This is a genomic window from uncultured Campylobacter sp., from assembly GCF_905371695.1.
Lineage (GTDB): Bacteria > Campylobacterota > Campylobacteria > Campylobacterales > Campylobacteraceae > Campylobacter_A.
This window is the reverse complement of sequence record NZ_CAJPMA010000133.1, coordinates 1-3,079: the sequence shown is the minus strand read 5'-3', so window position 1 is coordinate 3,079 and position 3,079 is coordinate 1. Positions and strand designations below refer to the sequence as shown.

The window sequence follows — 3,079 nt, the reverse complement described above, 5'->3', positions numbered from 1 at the left end:
AATTCGCCAAATTTACGAAAAGTGGCGTAAAAGCGGACGAGCTGGCGCAGGCGAAGAAATTTTTACTAGGCTCTTTGCCGCTTCGCCAAGAGACGCTGTTTGCGCGGCTGGATATCGCTCAAAACGAGTTTTACGAGGGCAAAAAGCTCGGAGATTTCGTAAGAGAGCTAGATAAAATTTCCGCGCTAAAACTCGGAGATTTAAACGATTTTATCGCGCGTCGAGCGGAGATTAACGATCTGAGCTTTTGCATCGTAAGAAATGAAATTTGAACCCGCCGACCGCGCGCAGCTAGCTAAAATCGGCGTTACGAGCCTGCTAGATTTAGCTCTTTGCCTGCCTAAGAGCTTTGAAGATACGACGCTTTCGCAAGAGCCCAGAGAAGGACGCGTCTGCGCGGGAGTAGAGCTTACTAACGTCGCGCGCGCGAGGGGCGGAATTTTAAGCGCGACGGCGTTTTGCAAAGAGTGGAATACGGCCTTAAAAATCGTGATTTTTAATGCCAAAGCATGGCATTTCGGAGCGTTTAAGCGCGGTAAAGAGATAATAATCAGCGGCGTTTGTTCGCGAGCGTTCGGCGGCTGGCAGGTGATAAACCCTAAAATAATAACCAAAACGGGCGAAATTTTACCCCGCTACAAAAGCGCGCTCAAAGACGACGCGCTAAAAAAACTAATCGCGAAATACGTAAATTTAGGCGCTTTAATAAACGAAGGCCTACGCGAAAACGAAGCGAAATTTTTAACCGATCTGCAAGAATCAAACGAAAATAGCGTGCGAATTTTAGCGCTTTTAAAAGCTCAAATTTCGGGCAAAAGCGAAAATTTAGGCGCGGATAAAATCGCCGAAATTTCAAGCGAAAATTTCAGCGGGCGAAATTTCGAGCTAAAAAGCGGTCTTGAAATTTTAAAATTCGTAGAAATTTTTAACTATTTAAAAAAGCTAAGCTCTAAAAAAACGCATTTTAATTCGGAAAAGGTTGAAATTTTCGATATTTCGGACTGGTTAAAAACTCTGCCTTTTACGCCGACGAACGACCAGCTAAACGCGATCGCGGATATCCGCTCGGACTTACTTAGCGACGAAGCTAAACGGCGCGTCGTGATGGGCGACGTAGGCAGCGGAAAGACGCTGGTGATTTTAGCCGCGGCGCTTATGATTTATCCTAAAACTGCGGTTTTAATGGCGCCCACGTCGATACTGGCCGAGCAAATTTACGGCGAAGCGGCGCGCCTGCTGCCTAGTTTCGTATGCGTGAGGCTGGTTAAAAGCGGCGATAAAAACGTCGATTTTGCGGGCGTAAACCTAATCGTAGGCACGCACGCGCTGCTTTATCAAGACCTGCCCGCAAGCCCGCTCGTGATGGTGGACGAGCAGCACCGCTTCGGCTCTAATCAGCGCGGACGGATCGAAGAGATGGCTAGCTCGCCGCAGTTTCGCGCGAATTTCGTACAGTTCTCGGCTACGCCGATCCCCCGCACGCTAAGCCTTATTCAGTCCGCGCTCGTGGAGTTTAGCTTTTTGCGCGAGACGCCTTTTGTTAAGCGTATTCATTCGCAAATTTTAAAAAGCGAAAATTTCGGCGCGCTGATTTCTCATTTAAGGGCGCAAATTTCGCAAGGCAAGCAAGCTATAATAGTCTATCCGCTCGTGGAAAATTCCGAAAATTTTCACTACCAGAGCCTAAACGAAGCGCAGGGTTTTTGGCTGGAAAATTTTAAAAACGTCTTTATCACGCACGGTAAAGACCGCGAAAAGGAGCGGATTTTGCGCGAATTTAGGCAAAGCGGAGATTTATTGCTCTCTACGACGGTGGTCGAGGTCGGTATATCTTTGCCGCGCCTAAGTACGATCGTGATCGTAGGCGCCGAGCGTTTGGGGCTTGCGACGCTGCATCAGCTACGCGGACGCGTGGGGCGAAACGGCGGCGAGGGCTGGTGCTTTTTATTTACCAAGCTTAAAAATCCGCCCGATCGCTTGCGGGAATTTTGCGCTACGACGGACGGATTTAAGATCGCTCAGATCGATCTTAAAAATCGTCAAAGCGGAGATATTTTGGACGGGACGTTGCAGCACGGCGCGACGTTTGAATATTACGATTACGACGAAGAAATTACGCGGCTCGCCCGCTCGCGGGTTTAACCGTTTGTTTTTCGATCGCTTTTTATAAGAACTTCGCTCCTCGCCGTCGCTCGGTAAAATTCGCGCTCGCTTAGATATACGGCGTTTTTAATCGCTTAAAGACGAAAAATCGTAAAGAAGCTTTTAAAAGCCGTCCGTAAAATTCTGCGTAATATTCGTAAATTTAAAAGATAAATTTAATTTTTAACGTAAAATCGCAGGCGATAGTAAATGCGTAATTAATGTTCCTCTAATATTTTTAATATATACTATCAGTTTTATTTTTTAAAAAAAGGAGAATTTATGAAATTTAGTTTCGCCGCTTGCGGCGTCATTTTCGCGCTTGCAGCCGTCGCGCAAGATCAAAACGCCAGCGTGGGCGCATACTCCGTCGTGCTTCCTAGTATCGAAGTAGAAGGCATTTCAGAGCAAGATAACTTAAAAGGCTATATCGCTTACGACCAGGCGGATTTAAACAGGAACGGCTTAACGAATAAGCAAACTCCGCAAACGATAGAAACTATTGATATACAAAAAAATCGCAATTACGGCACGAACGACCTATCTAGTATCCTCGAAGGAAACGCCGGCGTAAATTCCGGCTACGATATGCGAGGCGAGAGTATTAATATACGAGGATTTAGCGTAGACAGCGGCGATATTTATAGAGACGGCGTGAGGGACTCGGGTCAGATTAGGCGCAGCACCGCAAACGTCGAGCGCGTGGAAATTTTAAAAGGTCCGTCGTCAATTCTTTACGGACGCAGCCAAGGCGGCGCGGTAGTAAATTTGGTTAGCAAAAAAGCGAATTTTACACCTGTTTACCGCGTAAATTCCCGCTACGGTAGTTGGGATAGATGGGGGCTTGGCGGCGACGTAAACCACGTCGTAAATCAAAATTTCGCCTTTCGCTTGACTACGGACTTGGAGCAAGGCAAATCGTGGAGGGAGTATATAA

2 protein-coding genes and 1 pseudogene are annotated in these 3,079 nt (G+C 47.0%); all 3 read left to right on the top strand.

Annotated elements, in window-relative coordinates:
- Positions 1-272, top strand: a pseudogene (locus QZ147_RS08865) (insulinase family protein); the annotation flags it as partial.
- On the top strand, positions 262-2,142 hold the full coding sequence (gene recG / locus QZ147_RS08860; RefSeq protein ID WP_295149467.1) for an ATP-dependent DNA helicase RecG: 1,881 nt from the start codon (positions 262-264) through the stop codon (positions 2,140-2,142). The pseudogene QZ147_RS08865 and the gene recG, both read left to right, overlap by 11 nt.
- 282 nt (positions 2,143-2,424) lie before the next feature.
- Positions 2,425-3,079, top strand: a 655-nt coding sequence (locus QZ147_RS08855) for a TonB-dependent receptor plug domain-containing protein (protein ID WP_295149465.1), incomplete at its 3' end; no start/stop codon positions are given.

Coding starts and splice junctions, on each gene's coding strand:
- recG (WP_295149467.1), top strand. CDS start 262: ATGAAATTTGAACCCGCCGACCGCGCGCAGCTAGCTAAAATCGGCGTT.